Here is a 20630-nt window from a genome sequence, read left to right as displayed (position 1 = left end):
TTATAACGTAAAGTTCCAAAATTTTTTTGCGGCCACTGCCTGTAGGTAAAGAAGTTCACTTCCATCAATATAAGTGAGTTTATTTGTCAGGGAAGACTCATGGAATGAATGTTTATAATTCATATCCCAGAAAATAGTATTTTTTGATAATGATAAATTAAAATGAAATGCTCGTGCACAACAATTAATTATCAACAATTTATCGAGGTTAAATTCTTGTTCAAAATTGATATCATTCAAGTTTCCATCAACACTTCTAGAGTACTGAACATAATCTATATTTAATTCATCAAATAAGACATTAAACATCTTTGCCATTGTTCCACTTCCAAGAACAACAACTTCTCTCTCATTATAGTTTTCTCTTAAAAAGATTTCTTTTGCCGCTAAATAGTCAGTATTTGTAGCAATATACTGACTTCCTTCTTTTTTAATGCAATTTATACCGCCAATCTTTCTAACGGTAGTATCTATTTCCACAGCATTAATGAAATGAGTTTTATAGGGTGCAGTAATAGATAGGCCCATTTGCTCTTTAAAAATTTCATCAAGAGAAGGAATTGATTGAGGCTTTGCTATATCGAGAAGAGTATATTCGACTTCATTATTAAAAAGTTCAGCATAAATATCCGGAGATTTAGAATGATGAATACTTTTTCCTAAGAGAGCGAGTTTAATCATTAAAATATTCTCTTGTTTTATCAACATCTAAATTAATTTGCTCAATGAGATCGTTAACAGAATCAAACTTCTTTTCATCGCGAAGCCTTTTAATAAAAGATACCTCGATCTCGTTACCATAAATATCATTATCAAAGTCAAGGATATGAGTTTCGACAAAAACCCCCATACCATCAGTAAAAGTTGGATTATGACCAATATTAGTAACGGAATACCAAGTTGACTCACCAAATTTTGTCTTTGTTATATAGACACCGTTTTTTGGATATCGACGATATCTATCAAGATCGAGATTAGCTGTAGGAATGCCGATTTGACGTCCTCGTCCAGCACCTTTAATGACGCGTCCTCTTATAAAATAGTCGCGTTTTAGATACTTTCTAACTGATTCAACATCTCCATCAGCAAGGGCCTCTCTTACAATTGTACTTGAGACCTTTCCCCCCTCAACATCAAAAGAGCACAAAACTATCACTTCTGTATTAATATCTTCACAGTATTTTTTTACAAAACTATGATTACCCTTTTTTTGTGCACCAAATGCAAAATCGTGCCCAAGATAAAACTTAGCAGGGGCCTTTGCATTAAAAATAAACTCATCCAAAAAGTCCTTTGGTGGCATTAGAGAAATATCTCGATTAAATTCAATTTCAAATAAATAATCAATTCCTAATTCAGATAAAAGTTCACGCCTTTCTGAATAACTATTAATTAGATAATGCTCCTTGGGATTTAGGATCTGAATTGGGTGAGGTGTGAATGTAACAACAACTAATTTTAAGTTGGAGTTTTCGCACTCGTCCTTAATATTTCTTATAACTTTCTGATGGCCACAGTGGACACCGTCAAAATTACCAATAGTGACAGCATAGTCGAGTTCATTTAACTCATTCAAAGATTTAATTACTTTCATTTGATTCTCTTATTAGTTCGTTCCAATATTTCTTTTCGAACTTCAATGGAAGCTTTGCACCCTTGTATTCGTTTTTACTTGCGTTCTCAACTAAATTACTAAAATAAGTACGAGCTTCACTGCTTAAGTTTGAGTTCTCAATCTTATCTCCCAGACTATCACCTGACTTATTATTTGAATAGGTACAGATATAGTGAAAGATTTGAGAATAAACAAAGTTTTTCTTAAGATCATTAAGAGGATCTCTCTTAAATAATCTAATATATGGAAAAGCGGTTAAGGCAAGTATAAACACAGCAATCGCTCCGAGTGAATAATTTATAATTGTCCAGATGTTGCGTTTTTGTGATGGTTTAAACACAGGTGCCATAACATTTTGTTGAATATTCTTTTCGACAGTGCTTCTAATATTTTCTTTTGCTTCTTTGGCTACAGTTGTAGCTTCTTTTGAAGAGATATTTGAAGAAGATGTTCCTGAACCAATAATAGAAAGAGCATCAATTTCTAACTTCGTCGTTTCAAATTGATGTGTTAGTGGATTAAAAATAGATAATTCCAATGAGTTTTTTGGAATATCTTCGGAATATTTTGCAAGATATGTGTAATCAAAACGTTTATTCTTATCAAGAGGTGTTTTCTCAATCATTTCTGCACGGGCCTCAAATACTTCAAAAGCATCTGAGCTAATTAAACGAGGTGCTTCAAATTTCTCCAACGCACCGTCACCGACAACGTTTAACCTAGCCTCTAAAACATCATTTACAACAACCTTAGACTTATTAAAGCTCAGTTCAAAGCGATGTTGTCCAACAAGGCCAGTAAATGATTTTGGCATATTTTCTGTAGGTATTGGGATCGATTTAATTTTAACGCGATCACTTCGTATAACCTTTGTTTTATAAGTTGCGCTTGAAAAAGAAAATGACATTCCAAAAGCATTTCTTCTTCTACTTTTATAATCAGGATATTGAATTCTTAACTCAATTGGATCAATTGAAAGATCACCTGTTTTTTCTGGATACAATACTGACTTATAGACTAGTAACCTTTTATATACTTCACCTTGTATACTGACTCTTTCTACATTAGTGCGAGGTAATTCGAATCTCTTTAAAAAACCTTTTTGTACTGGGAACTTTACAAATTCAGGGTTTGTAATCTCACCCTTAAAATATACATAGTAATTTAAATCAATGCGCTCACCAACATAGGCTTGAGACTTATCAACCTCCGCTCTAACAAAATAATCTTGCAGGGCCGCTCTTTGCCTTAAAATACGTACAGAGAGTGAGCGATGCTTTACAACGCTTCCACCTAAGTCGACTTCAATATCTTTTACAACAGTAGTACCAGGCTTTCTCGCTCTTATTTCGTAGACATAATTATAGATCTTCTTCTGGATCATTTTACCGCCAGCAAAAATCCCCTTAACCATCATACGACTTGCATCATTAGTGTTATCAGAAATTATCTCTCCATTATTAAGTTTGAAGCTTACATATGGCTCAACATTACTTTGACTTTCAAAAGAAATCGTTAATTTGAAGGAATCTTCTAATGCTACCTGACTTGAATTTACTTTTGCTGTAATTGTTTGTGCAAAAGTAGATAAACCAAGAAGTGAAATTAAAATCCATTTTATCATTACCAGTCCTTACGATTATTATCACCTTCAGATGAAGTATCTATAAATTTCTGTTGCAACTGAGCGTCATCATTCATAATTTGCTTAAAAACACCATTGGCCTTACGCATCTTCTTTTTACGTTTTGCCTGACTCTCAATCTGCTTCCATTGCTGCTGCTTAGTTTTTTGTTCTTTTTTATTACCATTTTTAGAATCTTTCTTTTGACTCTGCTGCTTTTTTTCTTGATCCTCTTTACCTTGACCAGACTTCTTATTCTTCTTCTCTTGACCTTTATCGTCTTTATTTTGACCCTGCTTTTTCTTCTGCTCAGAGTTCCCGTTATTGTCTTTATTCTGATCCTTATTCTTATCTTTTTGATCCTTATTCTTTTTATCTTTCTTATTTTTCTTATCTTGCTTCTTCTTTTGTTCTTGTTTCTTCAAGGCCAACTTAATTTGCTCAGTAATTTTCTTTTTTAAATCATTGTTTTGAGTACGTGTACTTATATAATCAAATAAGTTTAAAGAGTCCTCGAGTCGATTGTTTTTGAGTAAAGCTGTAGCGTAGTTAAAAAGGTCTTCATCCTTCTCATTCTCATAATTACTTAATGTTTCACTATAAATTTCTACGGACTGCTCTTGACCATTCTTCTGCTTTAAATATAGTTCTGCTAGCTTTAACTTTTCATTATGAGTAATTTCTCCTCTACGCATTTTTTCAACTAGCTCATCTTGATAGGGGTTCGGCTGCGCTGCTAGATCTTCTTGATTTGCAAACGCTTTATCTTTCGGGCCAACAACAATTAACATTATGAAGATTGCTGTCATTGCATTAAACATTTTAAAGCGACTTAGTATCACGAAGATAACGTATGAAATAATTGCGCTAATAATAATCCAATACCCCAATACAGGACGAGATCTAAAACTTCCTTTAGAAAAGGCATTTAAATGTACATTTTTAAAAAAGTCCAATATCTCTTGAGTTGGTAAACTGTATGATTCGATAAACCATACTTTTGAATACTTTGATTTCTCTACTAAATCCTCAAAGAAAGTTTTATTTAATTTTGATACGATTTCAACATTGTTATGTTTTTTATATCGTCTAAAGTTTCCACGCTTATCACGAACAGGAATTTTACCACCATCCGGTGTTCCGACACCTACAATTCCAAGGCTAATTTCTTCAGGGATTTCAACATCAATGCTTCCATGTTCTTCGCCATCAGTAATTAAGAGGATATTTCCCTTTGTGTACCCATTAGAAGTTTTAAAGTATTGAAATGCTTCTTTTAGAGCTAAACTAACATTTGAGCCCCCATCTGGTGCTGCCGACAACATTGTTTCAAGACGCGACTCAAGTATGTCTAAATCATCAGTAAATGGAACAATTTTTCTTTGAATATCAGAGAATATACTCAATGATACTTGGTGGCCAAAGGCATTCTTAACAAAATGTTTTGCAATAATAGCTGCCTTAGAAATTCGATTCGGCCTTACATCCTCTACAAGCATACTCATAGAATTATCAATAAGTATGAGTGTTCGTTGATTTGGTATATTAGATTCAACGACTTCTTCAGGACCTCTAAGATCACCTACAGCAAAAGCAAAAATAAAAAATGATAAGAAATAGAAGATAATTGAAACTTTTTGTCTTTTCTTGATTTTTAATGACCAAATAGACTGCACTAGTTTAGAAAACTTATTTCTAATTCGTAGTGAAACCAATGAAAAAATTGCTACAACCACAACTGAAATCACTAATAATTTAATATTAACAAATTCCATTACGCAACTTCCCTATATCCAATACGTCGAACAGATTCAACAAAAACTAATAAGAAGAATCCGGCCATCAGATATTTATAATAGTCCTCTTTATAGATTATTCGTCCTTTAATTTCGAGGCCTTTCCTTTCAAGCTTATTAATTTCAGATAAAACTTCATTAAGAGAGTCATTGTCTGAGGCCACAAAGTCTTTTCCACCAGACTCTTGTGCAATCTTGCGAAGAGTTTCAAAGTCCATGCTTTGGCCTGGCATATTTTGATAACGTTTACGTCCATATGCATCTCTACCAACCGGTAGTTTGGCATTAGGATCACCACCAATACCAATTGTATAGATCTTAATTCCGAGCTCTTTTGCTTTTTCAGCAGCCTGCATAGGTGACATTAGACCAGCATTAGCACTACCATCAGTTAGAAGAACAATTGACTTATTCGCCGCTATACTCGTCTCAGATCTTGCAAGTGCCAGACCTAAAGCATCTCCAATATTTGTACCAGAACCTAAAAAACCAATTTTAATTTGTTCTATTGATTGCTCCACAAGCTTTAAATCAGTTGTAACAGGAATTAGAGTAAAGACCTTATCTCCAAACATAATAATTCCAATACGATCTACTGGCGAGAGCTCAACGAACTTTCGTATCTGTTCCTTAGCTGCTTCCAAGCGATTTGGAGGAAAGTCTTCTGCGAGCATCGAACGTGAAACATCCACAACAAAATAGATGTCATTAATTTCTTTTTTTACATTACTCTTACCCATCGGGGTTTTGGGCCCCATTAGAGCGAAGCTAATTAGAAGCCAAGAGATAACACCAAGAACTAACAAGATACCTCGCATAATTGAGAAGACATTTTGTGTACGATATTTTGGAGGTAGAATTAACTCCCCTTTTCTCATGACACTGAAGAAGTCTAAGATCCAAAAGAGTAATCCTACTAGACCAGCAATAAATAAATATTTATTTTGAAACACGTAACTATCTAACAACAATATTCTCCTTGGCCTTACGATGGGCCTCCTCTAATGTTATTAAGTCACTCTGATCCCAATCCTTCTTATACTGAACTTTATTAGTTAAGTTTAAATATTCGACATAAGCGTCTTTATTAGAAAATATTTCATAAAACTTATGACGATTTGAGTATATATACTCGTGACCTTTACGATCTGATACCTTCTTAAATTCATCGACAATATTCTGCCAATGCTTCTTTTGAGCATTCTTTGTTTGAATCTTACGAAAGAATATAAAGATTAAAATAAGAACAACGATTGCAGTTATAGAAATTAACAGAATCATTAAAGGACTTAACTGGCCAGGCACACTCTTATCAAAAACAAAGAAGTCCTGTCTTGAAACCGGAGTATTAGAAAATGATATAGCAGAATAATCCACAGCGACTGCCATACCGCGATAGTCCCAAATCTTTGGAAAGTTAGGCTTAGGTTCGCTTATTAGTACACCTCTAGCCTCAACAATATAATACTCTGGATTTTCTTTTAAAATAAATTGCTTCTTTATTTTTAGGATTTTAATCATGTCCACAAAGTTTCTAGAAAGTAATGATTTTTTAATATCCTGATCACTTACTTCACTAATTGGATGTAGCATGATTTTAAAGTCTTTTATTTCACCAACATCCCATGAACTCTCTTTATCGATAAGCTCAAGTGTTAGCTTTGTATCAAGTGCAAACGTAGACAGAGACAGAATAGAAATAATAAGTAAAAGAAATCTCATAGCATCTCCTTTACAAAAACATCTAAATAACGATCACTAACATCAATATCTTTCAAACGAAAATCATAATCTAACTTTTCATTTTTCCCTTTAAAACGAGTATTAACTCGTCCACTCCCCTTTCCTGCGATTCGTCCAACTAGAGTAAATCTAAACTCATCAGAAGTATCTAAGGGAGTTAACAGCCTGAAGGCATGAACGTGCCTTCTAACCGTTAACCTCTTTAAGGTCTCAGGAGAAAGAAATTCATAGAAGTCACTTAGTATAACGACCTCTCTTTTTTTATAAAACTCTCTTACTAACTCTTTATCAAATTTTGCGAAATTTCTTTCTTTTTGATTCACAAGAAATTCCGTATTCACTTCACCATTTTCATCAATAACTTTAGATTTTCTCAAGCTGTCGACAAATGCGACGAGGCCTGCTTCTCCTCTTTTCTTTTGAACTCTTACAACTTTATCGTTTAAACAAATTATTGTTTCAATATAGTCATGTGTTTTTTCTGAAAGTAAGTATAAAAGACTGATAATTTCAAAAGCCGCCTGTATTTTAGAGACGCCATTATGACCAATTACCATTCCGGGACTACAATCTAATAATATTGTTATTTCAACATTTCTTTCTTCTTCAAAAGTCTTAATATATGGTGTATTCGTTTTTGCCACCATCTTCCAGTCTATAAAACGTACATCATCACCATGAACATATACTTGATGTTCTTTAAACTTAAGCCCCGTACCTCTAAAGTGAGACTTAAGCATTCCAATAGAAAAAGAATTGGCCCTTTTAAAAAGACTATTCTTCATTCCTTGGACAATTTTATGTACTTCAACTGATTTCATATTAAATCATCTTTTGTGCGATCTTAACTGCAATATCCCTTGCGTTTTGGCCATCAATAGTGGCTTCATAAGTAAGAATAATTCTATGCCCTAGGACAGAGGCAACAACTTTCATAATATCATCTGGTGAAACATAGTCTCTTTGGGCCATAAAGGCATTAAATCTTCCAAGCTTGTGTAGCCAAATTGCTGCACGTGGAGAAGCACCTGCTTGAACCAACCCTTTAAAGTCAGGAGAAAAGTGCTGATCACCAGGTCTTGTTGCTCTTACAATCTTTACAATTAAGTCTTTCATTTTATCATCAACATATACTTTTTCGACTTCATCTCTAATTGAAAGAATGTCATCTGTTGAAAGAATAGAAGCCATTTCATCTTTAATTTTTTCCATATCAAGAATTGATTTTTCAGCTTCAAAGTCTGGATAATTCACTTGTACCTTCATCATAAAACGATCAAGCTGTGCTTCAGGAAGAGGATATGTCCCCTCTTGCTCTATTGGGTTTTGCGTAGCAAGAACGACAAATGGGCTCGATAGCTTATGTGTAGAATCTCCAATTGTTACTTGTTTTTCTGCCATGGCCTCTAATAAAGCCGATTGTACCTTAGCAGGGGAACGGTTTATTTCATCTGCGAGTAAAAGTTGTGTAAAGATTGGGCCAAACTTAGTAGAAAACTCTTCTTTTTGTTGAGAGTAGACCATAGTCCCCACTAAGTCCGATGGAAGTAAGTCTGGTGTAAATTGAACTCTTTTAAAGGTTAAATCACAGAGCTTACTCATTGTAGAAACAGAAAGAGTTTTACCAAGCCCAGGCATACCTTCAATTAGTAAATGTCCTTCACAAACAAGAGCTGCGATAATGCTATCAAGCATTTCATCTTGTCCATAAACAATTCGTTTTGCTCTGTCTAAGACACTTAGTACTTTTTGTCTTGAATTATCTGTCATTTCTATCCACCTTATATGCTAAATATTTTATGTAATTTGATCTTGAATCTAAATTTGATATTGGGTGATCGAGCCCTTGAATACCTGTATCAATTAATTTTACACTTACCCCTATTTTATTAGCAGCTTTAAGAACACATTGATCTAATTCACTCATACTAATATTTTGGGTACATGATGCAGCGGCAAGAAGGCCACCGTTTTCAATTATTTGAAAAATTTTGTTATATAATTTTTCATAACCTTTAAGTGCAGCTTTCTTATCTTTATAGTTCTTACTAAATGCTGGAGGATCACAAACGATAATATCATATTCATTACCGCTATTTATTGCACCATCAAGAAACTTAAATACATCACTTCTAATAAATGTTCCCTTGCCCGAAAAATTATTAAGACTGAGATGCTCATCGACGACACCTTGCATATTTGCCTGATCAACAAAATCGACTTTTGAAACATTTGCTCTAAGTAGATGCAGTCCCCAAGAACCAACATATGTAAACAGATCTAAGCCTTTCTTAAATGATTGCCCAGTTCTTATCGTTAGCTCTTCAAATTTACGACGATTTTCTCTATGATCGTAGTAGTAACCTACTTTTTGCATCAACTCTCTATCGATTTTATATTTGAATCCATTTTCAGTTACACTTATAACTTCAGGCAAATCATCTTTTTTAAAAGTGGGAAGTTCTTCAATCTTTCGATATGTTTCGTTATCTAGAAGTAAAACATCTTTATCAATCAATTCATTGAGATATGTCTTTATATCATTTCGAAACTGATCCATTCCTGCTGAGTTAATTTGTACAATAGCACAGTTTTCATAGGAATCGACAATAACACCAGGCAGACCGTCCGCTTCTCCGTAAATGAGTCTCGAATCTAGAGCATAGCCAATCTCTTTTCTATAAGAAACTGCATTTTTAATTAAGTTCTTAATTAAGGATAAGGGGTCATCTTGTGAATACTTATAAACACATATATTTTTTTTACGAGAAGAATTTGGATTAACAAAGCCTATGTACTTAGCTTTATTAAATTCAAAGAAGCACCATTCACCAGGTCGATAAGATTTCAAACTATCTTCAATATCATTTCCAGAAAGCAGTATTACTTTTTCTTCAAACCGAAGATTTATTTTCTTCTTTATATTTATTGTTCTCATTATTCAATACCCATAAACTTCTTAGCTTTGCCTGTATTGATATGATAATTATTCACCTTCAAATTCATTTTTCCAAGATCAATCTTCTTATCACCATTCATGGCATAAGAGACTGTATTAATTTCACTTGGAAGACCAAACGTATTCACTTTATCGTATTCAATTTCAATTTCTTTTTTAACTGAAGACACCCCACGACCTTCACTAATAACGATTTGAGAAACAACACTCTTGCCTTTGGCCCACGACTTTTTAGAGTATGAAAAAGCGGTTGTAGTGATAAGGTTTGGGCTCTTTGTTTCAATTGATTTAATATGACCACTTGAATAGAACGATACAGCTAAGTCTAGTAATTCTTTCTTTGATTTCACCCTAATATATCGGGCCGACTCTTTTGTATCTTTTTTATAAACACTTGATTCTAAAGCAGTTGTTAAATCTTTAGCTAAAATCAACTCAACATATGGCTTAACCTTAGCAATTAGTGTTTGCTTTAATAAATCAAATCCTTTCTCAGGTAGTCCTTCGACTCGAACACGTATGTTATTTGGAAATGACCAATACACTCGATAGTAGACATCATCCGGTACCAATGCAGTATTCGACTTAACGTAATTTTCCAAGTTAGGTTCCCTAATATCAAAGAATAGATCTTTAATTTCACCTGCTAGTGGTGTGTAGGTTCTTAATTTATGGTCTTCAAAAATTTTTTCGTTATTTGAAAAAACTGAAGATACAGATAGAAGTAATACAACAATTAGCGAAATATTAAATTTAAGCATAAAACGTCCTTTTAAGCTATTTTAAAAGGGACATACAGCATTACCAACTAGTTGAAATTATTTCCTTCCAATTGACTTTTGGAAGTATTAAATGCTTTTCTTTCTTATAAATGACCTTACCTTGTGCTCCCTTGACTCCTTTCAAGTTTTCTACCTGAGTAAAAATCACAGGTATTTGATCCGCACCAAATTCACTGTACTCAGCAAGCATTGAAGCAAGGACACTATAAGTATCAAAATCAAAGGTATCAGCATTTTTCGCAATTAGGTGTGCACTTTTATCACCATCTAGGTGAAACCACATATCTCCCTTAGTTGACCATTTACTTCTGATATAATCATTTCCTCTCGTATTTAGGCCAATGGCGATTGAGATTTCGCCCCATTTTACAATGACATGATCATCCGACTTTTTAGGTTCATTACTACTTTGTGCTACTTTCTTCCATATTGGAGTATTTACTTTTTCCTGAACAAAGGTTTGTTTTTTATTCTCTAATTCTTCGATCACATCTTGTAATCTCTTAGTGAGAAACTCCTCACCTTTTTTTAATTTCTTTATCTTAGTGAAAACACTATTCTTTTTTTGATAATAATTTGCACTATAATCAAATTTAACTTTGAAGTTCTTATATTTAAAAACGTGACCTGATAAATCTAAGTCATCCTTAATTAATTTCTCTTCGATTTCATGTCTAATCTTACAATTCTCTAGGTCTTTAGAGATAAGAGACTTTTTACGTAGTAGTTTCTTATTGTAACCAGTTTCAACTTTTTTATTAAAGACATCATTCGCCTCTAGAACAAGTTTTGAATCTTTAATATTCTTTATATCTAATTGTTTACGCCCTATTTCATCAAATAAATCAAAATCAGACTCTTCATTAAACTCAAGTTTCTTTTGTGAAATCCATGGAGAGAAGTGCATCCATTTGTTATTAGATTGATAAATATATGAGAAATATAGCTGTCGGCCTTTCCAAAATAACAATAGTCTAGATTTATCTAGAAACTGAAAGGATAAACACTTATCAAGTGTATCTGCTTCTATTTTAACGAGTCTCGCATTTCTTATATTTGATCTTAAAAACTCGAGGAACTGATCTCTTTGGATACGATATTCTGAAGGTATAGTTTGAATCGTATCCCAAACCCCACAGTATTCTCCACCTCTGCCAATCGTTATACAAAGGTTTTTTCCCCTAAGCCTAAGTTGAAGTAATAGCAACTTGCCTGATGAAAAAATCTTTTGGATTTTAGGACATGTTGATTCCCCATTTTCCATAATTTGCTTGTTAATTTTATCGACATTTTGTCCAAGCTCTGAGAAATTTAAATTCATGAATAATCCAACTATTTTGTCACAAACGCTTAGTAATATTGACTGGAGTAAAATTGCTTCAGAAATTACAACGTATGCGAAATTTGATACCAATAAAAGCATTATAGAACAAAACCCAAAGGTTTACGAATTTGAATCCTTAGCTTCTCACTTTTCTAATTTAAACGAATTAATTAAAAAGATTGATGAGATAGGAAGTTTACATGAGATATTCTTTAGCAATCTAAGAGATAATCAAGAAAATCATAACGCGCTTAACTACATCTCTAAAGCCGGCGTTGTAACAATAGATCAACTTAACTTTTTAGCAAATCTTATTGAGAATCTTTTTCCAATTAAGCGAACACTTAACTTTGGAGACTATAGAGAAATCCTTGAAGATTTCATTAATAAAACTCAACGCCTAAAAAGTAAATTCATCAACCCATTTAGAAAGTTTGTTGATGCCGATGGAAGCGTACACCTTGAAAAACATCCAATTATTGCACCTTTGATTCAGGAACAAATATCACTTGAAAGAAGAATACGTGAGACGATTAACTTTATATTAAAAGATGAAGATATCTCTAAACGTCTACAAATGGATACATTTGACATCATAAATGAAAGATTTGTCATTCCTATTAGAAGTGATTCTTACCGAAGTGATCTTGGAAGCATTGTCGCTCGATCATCAACTGGAAATACACTTTTTGTCGAACCTGTATCGACGAGAAAAATGGCCAACGAATTAATCGAAATAAATTCCAAGATAGATTATGCACTATCTCAGATCTGTAAAGGCTACTCTGAACAAATTAGTAATGATATTCAAGTAATGAAAGATATTTATTCTTTCTATATTTCACTTGATTATACAAATACATTAGCAAGTTATTCACATGCAAAAAACTTCTGCTATCCAGAAATCAGTGCTGATGGTGAAACCATTATTACAGACTTCTATCATCCTTTAATCGATGAGTGTGTCACAAATAGTATTGAACTAGAAAGTAATCATAAAGGCATAATTATTTCTGGGCCTAATACAGGTGGAAAGACAGTAAGTATAAAGAGTATTGTCATATCTCATCTATTTTTTAAACTTGGGCTTTTCATTCCTGCACAAAAGGCAAAATTACAGTACAAAACAGATATCTTCTATTTTGATAGCGACTATCAAGATCTTGAGATGGGACTTAGTTCTTTTGCTGGTGAAGTTAAAGTCATTCTCGGTATGCTTGAAAATATTCAAAATAACTCACTTATTGCCGCTGATGAGATATTTAATTCAACATCTTCAGATGAAGCATCTTCTCTTGCATACTCTATAATTAACTATGTTACACATGAGCTTGGATGTGATGTACTTATTTCAACTCACCACCAACTTTTAAAAACCAAAATGCAAGACAATCCTGACTTCCTTTCGGCCCATGTTGGTTATGACTTTGAAAAGAATTGTCCGACATATAAACTTGCTATGGGGACCCCTGGTTCATCAATGGCCCTTGAAATCTTCAAACGCTTAAGTCATGAACATTCAATCCCTACAAAAATTCTCGATAATGCTAAGAAGATGTTAGATACAAAATATGTAACATATGAAAAGTTATTACAGGATTTATCTCGGAAACAAGAAAAAATCGATAAAACACTACGTGAGAATAAACAGCTCAACTTTGAATTAAAAAATCAAAAAAAATCTCAAGAAGGTATTCTCTTTCTCGAAAAGCAGAGAGCTTTTGATAATTATGAAAAAGAGATACGAAAAATCATTAAAGGCCTAAATGACGTTAAGGCCAAAAGCCTAAGTAATGAAATTACACATCTAAGTAAACAGTTTGAAAAGCTAAAGCCTGATCATGACGAGAAGAAAGCGAAAGAAGAAGTACGTACCGTAGCAAAAGAGATCAAACAGGGGCACCGCTATTTTTGCGATCGCCTAAATACAACATGTGTAGTCTCTGAGATTAAGGGTAAGAATTGTATTGTCGAGGTCAATGGTAAAAAAATAACAGTTCCTAAAAATTCTCTCTTTGATCAACAAGGTATTGATCGCAATAAAAAGGCAAAGCCTAAGAATGAAGTACAAATAAATGTCTTCAAAACAATTAATTATACAACTGAAGTTAATTGTCGTGGAATGAGACTAAGTGAGTTTCAGCAAAAAGTCTTCTCTTGTATTGATGATTTAAGAATGGGTCATATACCATATCTAATCATTGTCCATGGCCATGGTGATGGAACACTTAAGAAATGGCTTAGAAATGAGATGAGAAGGCACAAGGACTTAACTTGGACACCTGATGAAGGCAATGACGGCGCAACTAGAATTGACTTGGTAAACAATAATTAATTTATTGATTTGAAGATTCGATCAAAGTTTATTGTCATTTGTCCTGAATAACTATCTTGTTTCATCGAAAACCACACAAAGAAGGCGCGACCTCTTATATTTTCAAATGGTACAAAACCCCAAGCACGAGAATCTGAGGAATTGTCGCGATTATCACCCATTACAAAATAGTGGCCTTCAGGGATTTTAGTTTTTTTGAAATTTAATTTATAGATATTATCCATATCCTTTTTAACAACAAATTCTTTATCATTAACTGTTGTTTGAAAATATTCATAATTATCATTATTTTTTGTAGCAATTAATTTCTCAGACATTTTTTGACCATTAATGAGGACTTCCTTATTTTTAATTTCAATAGTCTCACCTGGTAGGCCAATAACTCTTTTTATGTAATTTATTTTCAAGTCATTTGGATACTTGAATACAATGATATCCCCTCTTTCAACTTCATTAGTACGAAAGAGATAAGTAGGTGTTAAATTAATATTTCCAAGAGCGATATCAGAAAATGGAACTTTCAATCCATATTGAAACTTTTTTACAAGGATGAAATCTCCAATTTCTAAGGTTGGTATCATTGACCCAGAAGGGATTCTATATGGTTCAAATAAAACTGAGCGAAAGATTAAAAGTGAAATGATTATAATGAATGAATCGCGAGTCATCTTAATAAATGTCCTCTTACGATTTAAAATCTTCTCTTCTATCAATTCACTCACTTACTTAAGCCCTCTATAGTATCTTGAGATTATTTCCTGTGCTAATTTTGTGGATTTAACATACCACTTTTCATAGTTAATAATCATAACACAAACAGAGATGCCCTTGTCATTATTATCCTTTTTAGGTTTTGCATAAGAAGTAAACCAGTCTCGCTTTCCATAGGGGAATCCACCTGTAATAGAACCTGTTTTCCCTCCCATTTCAAGCTTTCTTGAAAGGCGACGATTCATATAACGTCTAAAGGTTCTTCTTGCTGTACCCCTTTTAATCGTTCCCTGCATTAGTTCAGATAACTCATCAGCCACTTTCTTATTTATAACTCGTTCTTTTCTTATTTCGTTTGTCCAGACATCCTCGCTCTTATTATCACTTAAATGCAGTGCCAAACGTGGATAAGTCAGCTCTCCCTCATTTGCCACAATACTTGAAATCACAGCACAATGAACAGGTGACATCTGTGTGCGTTTATTAAAACCTGAGGCTATCTCGGCCAAGGCGTAATCAGTTTTTGGAACTTCAAATGTTGAGCGAGCTAAATCGATTTCACTCATAAGGTCTTCATTAAAGCCTAACTTTTGCGCCATTTGCTCTAGCTCCTGTGGAGTTGTGTTGTTAATGGCGGCCTTACCAAAGATTACATTATTTGAATATGCAAAGGCACGATCAAAAGAAGTCGACCTCTGCCAACGTGTCTTCTTATTTTTTAGCTGGTACTTATAAAGAGTTGTCCCTCTTCCTCGGTACTTAAACTTATCATGAATATCGAAGTCAGCATTATTTACAAGATCCGCACTAGTTACAATCTTAAAGACACTGGCGGCGGGATGGGTCCCAGTAAATGGCAGTAAATAATCAAAGACTTTCCCTTTTCTAGTAAAACCGAGGGAAACTAAAAGATTTCCATTATTATTATCCATTACAACAACAGCTGCTTTATCAGGACGATAGTAGCGCAATCTCCAGCGAACAAACTTTTCAAGCTTCTTATCTGTTGCGTACTCAATACTATACAATTTGCCATTGTGTTGAATTGATTGTTGAAATGGTTCAACCGGGTCCAATAATTGACTGGAGAGATAGTGCTTTATTTGTTGATCACTAATAACACTTGGTTTACTTTCAACTTTTGCTTTTTTATTCTCTTCTTTTCCTAAAAAGAAAAAACCAATCAAGGCAAGTGGGGCCAAGATTAGTAAATACTTATAGATAAATTTATACTTTTTGATCACCTTTATAGCCTTTACCAATCACAAAGAATTCCTTACTTACCGATCGTGTCGATTTTGGCTTTAAAAAATGGAATTCTTTAAAAATGTTTTTTTGTGATTTTAAAAAGACTTGCGCCTCATGGCCATCAAATACTTTAATAACAAAGTTTCCACCAGGCTTTAAAAAGACAGGTAAGTGATGAAAAACCTGCTCAATAAGGTTTAAACTCCTTAACTGGTCAACTGATCGAACACCCGTTGTATTAGGGGCCATATCAGAAATAACAACATCAAAGCGATCATCAAAATCAAGCTCTTCTACTGTCGTTACATCAAAAATACTCTTTTCAAAGAGTTTAATATTCTTAACCCCTAAAAGTTTCTTATTGACTGGTTTGATATCGATACCGACAGCAAAGCCATCAGGCCCAATCTTCTTACTCGTGTACTGCATCCACGAGCCTGGGAAATAACCTAAATCAAGAACATTATTACCCTTCTTAATAACTTTATACTTATTATCAATCTCTTCTAATTTATAAATTGAGCGAGCAAGAAAGTTCTCTTTCTTGGCCTTTTTATAATAGTAATCCTTAACTTTAAACATCATGACCTCAACCTTATACCAACTATTAGCTAAACATTATTTGCAGAACTGAATTCATGCTAATTTGTAAGCGCATCTATATTTTCTTACATCTGAGAGCAAAATATTTTTTTATTTTGTGAAAAAACTTATTGACTCAGGTTTTTTACTAACATTATTAACAGAGTTATCCACACTTGACTATAATCGTTGGTTATTTTTCATTGTCTTTACTTTTACTAATGAAATCCCTTATTTTCAATACTTTACCATCTATGTTGCGTAGTGATGTCACACTTTGACAGGTTGCGAACCAACTTACCAACAAAAAACACCAAGTTATCAACATATACACATTTCAAAGTGCTTTCAAAGCTTGTCAACAATATTTTTAGAATTTTATTGTAAGAAATTTGGGGATAAACTCCCCTTGTACGAGATGTACAATAATACTTATTTTAAAGGTCTTAGGGCCATTTCTGGCCCATAAGATTATTCTGACGTTACCATATATTCCAACTCATCAGTACTTGCTAAAATAGCACCGTACTCTTCACCATCATCATATGTGAATGAACTAGCAATCAGCTTGATGCTACCATCAAGTGGATCAACTAAAACAAATGGCTCGTTGGAATTAGATGCTTCTCTTCGCATCTTGTAGGACTCAGAAAACTCTTCAAATAACTGTCTTGTTATATGAGATTTAAACAGATGAAACTCCCTTTCATCGTTAACGTTATCTTAATTATAAATTAAATCTCAAATAAAGATAGCGATTTAAGAGTGAGCAATTTAGTCAATTGCTCCTATTGTACGCAATAAGATCTTCACACGTCCCTCAAAGTGAGAATCCAATAAGCAAATGATGATATAGACAGCATAGATCATATTGCGACGACTTCTAAGGTGGCGAATTTTTTGAAAAATAACTTCGATTAAGAGTACGCTGAAGAAGGCCAGAGGCCATAAAATAGAAAAGTCCTGAAATGTTCGTGAACTAAATAGAATATCGATTAAGATAAGGCATAGAATTGATATAGCAACCTTCATCGATAAATCATGCGAGATATTTAAAACTTGGTTTTTTTCACTTCTAGTTTGCCCAATTAACTTATAAATAAATACACCTAGGCCAAAGATAGAAAGTATGAAAAATGACTTTCTAAAAAAGAGTCTCGTAAGCTCCGCATAGATAATATTTATACTCTCAATCATCTGTACTGAAACGTTACTTGTTGAGAAAAAGAATAATGAAATTGAAAGAAAAACACCTAATAAAGTATATTTGAAAAATTGTCTGCGATACCAGTATGTCTCTTCTTTTAAGAATACAAAGTGAATTAGCAGAAGTTGTACAACTAATAAGATGATATTGGATTTATCAATAACAGTACCCCAGGCACCGAGTAGACCAATAAAGAGACCAGAGCGATAAGTTGAACTCTTAGTCGACCATAGAGTTGACCATACCCACACAACAGAGAAAGTTGTTAGAAGCGTAAATCCAAAATTATTGGCCAAGATTTTAGAAAATGACCACGAAGAGACTAAAGCAAAAACTCCAAGTAACGAAAGCCTACGAGAGACAAAGTTTCTCAGCAGAGCATAGAAGGTCATCAAAAATAAAGACATTGTCACAAAGTAAAAATGAACAGACCAAGATAAATTTAAAAGTTGTGGATACTTACTAAAAGGAATGTAATTGATAGAAATAAAGTTCCAAAAGGCACCCGATACTTTTTCACCTGGATCAAAGAATAAACGAAGTGATCCAGTTGAAAAAAGGTTTGGTAGTTCAGGAAGCGATGTAAAGAACATCACAACAGTTAAGAATAGAACTGTCTTTTCAAATTTATCTAAATAGCGATACTCATGAAAGTTAGTCGAAACAGACTCTTTGATAATTTTTCCACGAGTGGGCCATGAATAAAATAGGCCCATAACAACCCACGTAACCCAAAATATATTATAGCTCCATTTATGAGGGAGGAGACTTAGTAGGTTAAAATAGATGGCCATAAAGAACATCCCCATAAAGAGACGATAAACCACCCTATCGATTGAGGAGTTCACTTTAAAATAAATTTTTAAACGATGATCAATTTCCTTACCTAGAAGAAACCATTGAGAAACAATGAACATAGAAAAGAAGATCATGGCTATAATTTGCCAAATTGGTGCTAAATTCACTTCTTTTTGTAAATAAATTGGAAGTAGCAGAAACGTAAAGTATGTAACTAGCCGAAATGACAAGAATTTAGTTTTTTCAACGAAAATATCCGACTTTTTTTCTAAAGTTTTCACCATAATACCCGATAAATTTAGTACAAAATCCCAATCCCAAAATTACTTTCTCGAAAAGTACCCGTCTTAACAGGCGGGTTTTTTATTTTCAGGGATTTACCTATTATAACCTCCAAGATGCCAATTGACGAAGATCTCAGACAAAGAAAATTCTTCCACTAATGATGCAGCGGAAAAAAAACCTCAAGTATGATAAAATCAGTGTTGGAGACTTGCGTGAAAAGGAATTTCACGTAGAAAATCAGGAGGATTTTTTGTCTATAGCAATGGGCTCCATTAACACCGGCCTTCCAAAGGATATTGTTCAGCAAATCATGAAAGCTGAGCGTATACCTATTAATAATATGGAAGCGCGCAAGGGAAAGATTCAGGACAAGAAAGCTCTTGTTCAGCAACTCTCATCTCTTGTTGAGGCCATGCGTGGTACACTCCTCCAAAACGGTAGTGCGAGATCCCTAAGAGAGCTGGAAGTTGTTGGTAACGATGATATCGTAGAAATCAGTGCTGACAAGAACATCGCAGAGCCTGCGACCTATCAATTTGAAGTTAAACAGCTTGCACAGAAGTCATCGGCAATGACCTCTGGATTTGCTGATCCAGACGAGAGCTATATCGGTGTAGGATTTATCCAATACACATTACCAAACGGTGAAAATAAAGAGATTTATATTGATGCAGATAATGCTTCACTTAAGTCTGTTGCAAAGCTAATCAATAAAAATGACGACGCAGGCCTTAGAGCAAGTGTTGTTAATGATGGCTCCGGCTCAGATACACCGTGGAGACTAATTCTCTCCCTTAAAGACACTGGAGATATCAATAAGGCTGACTTTCCATACTTCTACTTTGTCGATGGAGAGCAAGACTTTTATATTGAGTTTGAAAGAGAGGCCCAAGATGCAATTGTTGCCCTTGATGGTTTTGAAATTGAACTCCCTGAAAATAAAGCAGCTGAACTTATTCCGGGTGTAACAATTGATCTAAAAAAAGCGAAGCCAGGTGAAGAGTTTACAATAAATATCAGTGAGGATGCTGGGAAAGTTGGTGAAAAGATCAACTCACTAATTGAACAAATCAATGGTGTTCTTTCTTTTATTAAACAACAAAATACCATGGATGAGAATACGGATACATCTAGAACACTAGGTGGGGATATCCTACTACAGTCTATTGAATCAAGAATTAGAAATACAATCTTTAAAGATATTAAAGTTGATGGAAGAACGTCCCGTATAGGAAATATCGGTATTCAATTTACAAGAGAAGGTCTTTTAGAATTTGATCAAGAGAAATTTAAAAGTGAGATGGAAAAGGATTATGATCACGTAGCGGAGGTTTTAACTGGACGCTATGAGGATGGAACCAAAACGAATGGTTTCATTGATAATCTTAAAGAAACTGTTGGTCAGCTTCTACAATTTCCAAACGGTCTATTATCATCAAGAAAACGTTCATTAGATAACAATATTGAAACAATCGACCGAAGAATTGCTCAGCGAGAAAATATGCTACAGCAAAAAGAAAAAAACTTAAAAGATAAGTTCGCTCGATTAGAAGGAACAATGTCAAGAATTAAGGCACAAGGTGCTGGCCTAGGTGGCGCACCTTCGCCAATGGGATAGTAA

19 protein-coding genes are annotated in these 20630 nt (G+C 33.9%); 3 read left to right on the top strand and 16 right to left on the bottom strand.

Annotated features, from left to right (window positions below):
• From BALOs_RS00710 to BALOs_RS00660, 11 genes are read right to left on the bottom strand one after another with little or no spacing between them, the layout of a single operon-like run.
• Positions 1 to 681: a hypothetical protein gene (locus BALOs_RS00710; RefSeq protein WP_162929479.1), complete on the bottom strand. Its 681-nt coding sequence runs from the start codon at positions 679 to 681 to the stop codon at positions 1 to 3.
• On the bottom strand, positions 674 to 1594 hold the full coding sequence (locus BALOs_RS00705) for a bifunctional riboflavin kinase/FAD synthetase (RefSeq protein WP_114706128.1): 921 nt from the start codon (positions 1592 to 1594) through the stop codon (positions 674 to 676). Before BALOs_RS00705 ends, BALOs_RS00710 begins: the two co-directional genes overlap by 8 nt.
• Positions 1581 to 3239, bottom strand: coding sequence for a BatD family protein (locus BALOs_RS00700; protein ID WP_114706127.1), 1659 nt, complete (start codon positions 3237 to 3239; stop codon positions 1581 to 1583). The genes BALOs_RS00705 and BALOs_RS00700 overlap by 14 nt, the downstream gene beginning before the upstream one ends.
• A complete protein-coding gene (locus tag BALOs_RS00695; RefSeq protein WP_120404030.1) occupies positions 3239 to 5014 on the bottom strand; it encodes a VWA domain-containing protein in 1776 nt (591 codons plus the stop codon). Before BALOs_RS00695 ends, BALOs_RS00700 begins: the two co-directional genes overlap by 1 nt.
• Positions 5014 to 6003, bottom strand: a complete 990-nt coding sequence (locus tag BALOs_RS00690; RefSeq protein ID WP_120404029.1) for a VWA domain-containing protein — start codon at positions 6001 to 6003, stop codon at positions 5014 to 5016. The genes BALOs_RS00695 and BALOs_RS00690 overlap by 1 nt, the downstream gene beginning before the upstream one ends.
• The gene (locus BALOs_RS00685; RefSeq protein WP_120404028.1) at positions 5993 to 6757 is read right to left on the bottom strand and encodes a hypothetical protein; all 765 of its coding nucleotides are present in this window, start codon (positions 6755 to 6757) and stop codon (positions 5993 to 5995) included. The genes BALOs_RS00690 and BALOs_RS00685 overlap by 11 nt, the downstream gene beginning before the upstream one ends.
• The gene (locus BALOs_RS00680) at positions 6754 to 7599 is read right to left on the bottom strand and encodes a DUF58 domain-containing protein (RefSeq protein ID WP_114706123.1); all 846 of its coding nucleotides are present in this window, start codon (positions 7597 to 7599) and stop codon (positions 6754 to 6756) included. Before BALOs_RS00680 ends, BALOs_RS00685 begins: the two co-directional genes overlap by 4 nt.
• A 1-nt stretch (position 7600) precedes the next feature.
• Positions 7601 to 8548 (bottom strand): MoxR family ATPase, encoded by a 948-nt coding sequence (locus BALOs_RS00675; RefSeq protein ID WP_114706122.1) that lies wholly within the window; start codon positions 8546 to 8548, stop codon positions 7601 to 7603.
• The gene (locus BALOs_RS00670) at positions 8538 to 9716 is read right to left on the bottom strand and encodes a class I SAM-dependent rRNA methyltransferase (RefSeq protein ID WP_120404027.1); all 1179 of its coding nucleotides are present in this window, start codon (positions 9714 to 9716) and stop codon (positions 8538 to 8540) included. The genes BALOs_RS00675 and BALOs_RS00670 overlap by 11 nt, the downstream gene beginning before the upstream one ends.
• Positions 9716 to 10498, bottom strand: a complete 783-nt coding sequence (locus tag BALOs_RS00665; protein WP_120404026.1) for a hypothetical protein — start codon at positions 10496 to 10498, stop codon at positions 9716 to 9718. The genes BALOs_RS00670 and BALOs_RS00665 overlap by 1 nt, the downstream gene beginning before the upstream one ends.
• 40 nt (positions 10499 to 10538) lie before the next feature.
• Entirely contained in the window at positions 10539 to 11840 is a 1302-nt protein-coding gene (locus tag BALOs_RS00660) for an NFACT RNA binding domain-containing protein (protein ID WP_162929478.1), read from the bottom strand.
• Between BALOs_RS00660 and BALOs_RS00655 the strand changes: the two genes are divergently transcribed.
• The gene (locus BALOs_RS00655; RefSeq protein ID WP_120404024.1) at positions 11839 to 14178 is read left to right on the top strand and encodes a Smr/MutS family protein; all 2340 of its coding nucleotides are present in this window, start codon (positions 11839 to 11841) and stop codon (positions 14176 to 14178) included. The genes BALOs_RS00660 and BALOs_RS00655 overlap by 2 nt on opposite strands.
• On the opposite strand, the gene lepB is transcribed toward BALOs_RS00655, so the two are convergent.
• From lepB to BALOs_RS00640, 3 genes are read right to left on the bottom strand one after another with little or no spacing between them, the layout of a single operon-like run.
• Positions 14175 to 14900, bottom strand: a complete 726-nt coding sequence (gene lepB, locus BALOs_RS00650) for a signal peptidase I (RefSeq protein ID WP_120404023.1) — start codon at positions 14898 to 14900, stop codon at positions 14175 to 14177. The two genes, BALOs_RS00655 and lepB, sit on opposite strands and share 4 nt — an antisense overlap.
• Positions 14901 to 16133 carry a penicillin-binding transpeptidase domain-containing protein gene (locus BALOs_RS00645; RefSeq protein ID WP_120404022.1) on the bottom strand — a complete coding sequence of 411 codons (1233 nt, stop codon included), beginning with the start codon at positions 16131 to 16133 and terminating at the stop codon, positions 14901 to 14903. It lies immediately after the preceding gene.
• Positions 16117 to 16722 (bottom strand): RlmE family RNA methyltransferase, encoded by a 606-nt coding sequence (locus tag BALOs_RS00640; RefSeq protein ID WP_120404021.1) that lies wholly within the window; start codon positions 16720 to 16722, stop codon positions 16117 to 16119. The genes BALOs_RS00645 and BALOs_RS00640 overlap by 17 nt, the downstream gene beginning before the upstream one ends.
• A 115-nt stretch (positions 16723 to 16837) precedes the next feature.
• Here BALOs_RS00640 and BALOs_RS15110 point away from each other — a divergent pair, with 115 nt between their 5' ends.
• Positions 16838 to 16984, top strand: a complete 147-nt coding sequence (locus tag BALOs_RS15110; RefSeq protein WP_162929477.1) for a hypothetical protein — start codon at positions 16838 to 16840, stop codon at positions 16982 to 16984.
• A 206-nt stretch (positions 16985 to 17190) separates the two neighbouring features.
• Here BALOs_RS15110 and BALOs_RS15105 read toward each other — a convergent pair whose 3' ends face one another.
• Positions 17191 to 17355, bottom strand: coding sequence for a hypothetical protein (locus BALOs_RS15105; RefSeq protein ID WP_158536798.1), 165 nt, complete (start codon positions 17353 to 17355; stop codon positions 17191 to 17193).
• A 138-nt stretch (positions 17356 to 17493) separates the two neighbouring features.
• Positions 17494 to 18858 carry a hypothetical protein gene (locus BALOs_RS00635; protein WP_162929476.1) on the bottom strand — a complete coding sequence of 455 codons (1365 nt, stop codon included), beginning with the start codon at positions 18856 to 18858 and terminating at the stop codon, positions 17494 to 17496.
• Positions 18859 to 19259: 401 nt separating this feature from the next.
• Between BALOs_RS00635 and fliD the strand changes: the two genes are divergently transcribed.
• The gene (fliD, locus tag BALOs_RS00630; RefSeq protein ID WP_158536797.1) at positions 19260 to 20627 is read left to right on the top strand and encodes a flagellar filament capping protein FliD; all 1368 of its coding nucleotides are present in this window, start codon (positions 19260 to 19262) and stop codon (positions 20625 to 20627) included.
• Positions 20628 to 20630: the final 3 nt, after the last annotated feature.

The organism is Halobacteriovorax sp. BALOs_7 (assembly GCF_003612895.1).
In the GTDB taxonomy this organism is placed as follows: domain Bacteria; phylum Bdellovibrionota; class Bacteriovoracia; order Bacteriovoracales; family Bacteriovoracaceae; genus Halobacteriovorax_A; species Halobacteriovorax_A vibrionivorans.
This window is presented reverse-complemented; position numbering and strand designations above follow the sequence as displayed.

Coding starts and splice junctions, on each gene's coding strand:
- BALOs_RS00710 (WP_162929479.1), bottom strand. CDS start 681: ATGATTAAACTCGCTCTCTTAGGAAAAAGTATTCATCATTCTAAATCT.
- BALOs_RS00705 (WP_114706128.1), bottom strand. CDS start 1,594: ATGAAAGTAATTAAATCTTTGAATGAGTTAAATGAACTCGACTATGCT.
- BALOs_RS00700 (WP_114706127.1), bottom strand. CDS start 3,239: ATGATAAAATGGATTTTAATTTCACTTCTTGGTTTATCTACTTTTGCA.
- BALOs_RS00695 (WP_120404030.1), bottom strand. CDS start 5,014: ATGGAATTTGTTAATATTAAATTATTAGTGATTTCAGTTGTGGTTGTA.
- BALOs_RS00685 (WP_120404028.1), bottom strand. CDS start 6,757: ATGAGATTTCTTTTACTTATTATTTCTATTCTGTCTCTGTCTACGTTT.
- BALOs_RS00680 (WP_114706123.1), bottom strand. CDS start 7,599: ATGAAATCAGTTGAAGTACATAAAATTGTCCAAGGAATGAAGAATAGT.
- BALOs_RS00675 (WP_114706122.1), bottom strand. CDS start 8,548: ATGACAGATAATTCAAGACAAAAAGTACTAAGTGTCTTAGACAGAGCA.
- BALOs_RS00670 (WP_120404027.1), bottom strand. CDS start 9,716: ATGAGAACAATAAATATAAAGAAGAAAATAAATCTTCGGTTTGAAGAA.
- BALOs_RS00665 (WP_120404026.1), bottom strand. CDS start 10,498: ATGCTTAAATTTAATATTTCGCTAATTGTTGTATTACTTCTATCTGTA.
- BALOs_RS00655 (WP_120404024.1), top strand. CDS start 11,839: ATGAATAATCCAACTATTTTGTCACAAACGCTTAGTAATATTGACTGG.
- BALOs_RS00660 (WP_162929478.1), bottom strand. CDS start 11,840: ATGAATTTAAATTTCTCAGAGCTTGGACAAAATGTCGATAAAATTAAC.
- BALOs_RS00640 (WP_120404021.1), bottom strand. CDS start 16,722: ATGATGTTTAAAGTTAAGGATTACTATTATAAAAAGGCCAAGAAAGAG.
- BALOs_RS15105 (WP_158536798.1), bottom strand. CDS start 17,355: ATGCGAAGAGAAGCATCTAATTCCAACGAGCCATTTGTTTTAGTTGAT.
- BALOs_RS00635 (WP_162929476.1), bottom strand. CDS start 18,858: ATGATCTTCTTTTCTATGTTCATTGTTTCTCAATGGTTTCTTCTAGGT.